The sequence below is a fragment of the Pseudomonas sp. B10(2017) genome, from assembly GCF_002113295.1.
GTDB lineage: Bacteria > Pseudomonadota > Gammaproteobacteria > Pseudomonadales > Pseudomonadaceae > Aquipseudomonas > Aquipseudomonas pudica.
Map to the genome: position 1 here is coordinate 1 of NZ_NEJU01000047.1, position 1,321 is coordinate 1,321.

The 1,321-nt window shown below is 54.0% G+C and carries 1 protein-coding gene; it reads right to left on the reverse strand.

Going from position 1 to position 1,321, the window contains the following annotated elements; translation table 11 throughout:
• Positions 1-28: 28 nt before the first annotated feature.
• A protein-coding gene (locus CAF92_RS26210) for an IS3 family transposase (RefSeq protein WP_256573815.1) occupies positions 29-1,321 on the reverse strand; the annotation gives its coding sequence in 2 pieces (ribosomal slippage) (positions 29-910 and positions 913-1,321; 1,291 coding nt annotated over the 2 pieces). This gene is flagged as partial in the annotation.

Sequence of the window (1,321 nt, forward strand, 5' to 3'; positions counted from 1 at the left end):
TGGACTGCCCCCGAAAAGTTGGACAGTTTTAGCCAGTAGCCTGAGTCCTGTAGCTGACAGGGCTCAGGCCATTGAGTTTCAGCCTGATGCGATCATGGTTGTAATAATGGATGTACTCCTCCAGGCCCGCCTTCAGCTCTTCGACGCTTTCAAAGCGCTTCAGGTAGAAGAACTCTGACTTCAGTGTGCTGAAGAAGCTTTCCATCGCTGCATTATCCAGACAATTACCCTTGCGAGACATGCTCTGCTTCACACCGCGCGCTGCGAGCTTATGGCGGTATTGGGGCTGCTGGTAATGCCATCCTTGATCTGAGTGGATCACTAGCTTGGGCTTTTCACCCAACCCATCGAGCGCCTTTTCCAGCATGTTCCCGACCAGGCCATAGGTAGGCCGGCAAGCTGTTTCATAGGCAATGATCTCACCGTTGTACAAGTCCATCACGGGCGACAGGTAGAGCTTTTGCTGGGCCACTTTGAACTCAGTGACATCGGTCACCCACTTCTGGTTGGGGCGTTGCGCGACGAAATTACGCTCCAGCAAATTCATGGCCACCTTGCCGACAATGCCGCGATAGGATCGATACTTCTTCGGGCGTACAACGGACTGCAAACCAAGCTCAGCCATCAACCGTTCAATGACCTTCTTGTTGACCAAGGTCCCCTGGTTCCTGATGGCAAGGGCAATTCGGCGGTAGCCATACAGCCCTTTCTCCTCGTGATAGACACGCTGCACCAACTCCTTGAGCGAAGCGTGCCTGTCCGGCTTTTGCTGGCACTTGACCTGGTAATAAAAGGTACTGCGTGCCAACCCCACCATCTGCAAGAGGTCAAGCAGCGGATATTTATGTCTGAATTTGCAGACGATCAGGACTTTTTCGTCCGTGTTCGCTCCTTCTCCTCTCGCAGAGCCTTTAACTCCTTTAGGACATCATTCTCCATGCGCAGATACTCGAGCTCGCTCAACAACTGCTCACGAGATTTCTCTGCGTCATTGGTGTCTGTCGGCTTGATGGGCTTAATTTTCTTCGGCACGGCTGATTTTCTTTGTTTGGCGAGAGTGGCTACAGGACTGCCACTGTAGTGCTGCCGCAGCCAAATGCCTATCTGTGAGGACTGTCCAAGGTCAAAGTGCGCCGCTGTCTGGCGCAGGGACAGGCGATGCTCAAGCATGTACTTGAGCACCCGCCGCTTGAATTCCTCAGTGTAGCGGCGACCATGCGAGCGAGGGCTGAGGCTGGCACCGACTTGGTAGCCAGCAACCCAGCGCCGAAGCAGGCTGAAATCGATGCCAAAGTGTTGTGCCACCTTGCGAAAGCCCCGG